Here is a 325-nt window from a genome sequence, read left to right as displayed (position 1 = left end):
TGGTTTTCACCAAGGGCTTTTCAAAGATTGGCGGAGCGGACGGGACTTGAACCCGCGACCTCCGGCGTGACAGGCCAGCATTCTAACCAGCTGAACTACCGCTCCGCACTTTAACTTTTTCAGCCGACCAACGGTCTGCTTTACCAGCTGACCAACGGTCAGCTCTACCATCGGCGGAGAAAACAAGGCCCCCGATTGCTCAGGGGCCTTCTTGAAACTGGCGGAGCGGACGGGACTTGAACCCGCGACCTCCGGCGTGACAGGCCAGCATTCTAACCAGCTGAACTACCGCTCCACATTTCAAAACTTTTACTGGCAGTGCCTG

2 tRNA genes are annotated in these 325 nt (G+C 56.6%); both read right to left on the bottom strand.

From position 1 onward, the window contains the following. Positions 1 to 28: 28 nt before the first annotated feature. A tRNA-Asp gene (locus ABE472_RS18845) sits at positions 29 to 105 on the bottom strand. Positions 106 to 218: 113 nt separating this feature from the next. After that, positions 219 to 295, bottom strand: a tRNA-Asp gene (locus tag ABE472_RS18840). Positions 296 to 325: the final 30 nt, after the last annotated feature.

The sequence above is a fragment of the Stenotrophomonas sp. TWI809 genome (assembly GCF_039673205.1).
GTDB lineage: Bacteria > Pseudomonadota > Gammaproteobacteria > Xanthomonadales > Xanthomonadaceae > Stenotrophomonas.
This window is presented reverse-complemented; position numbering and strand designations above follow the sequence as displayed.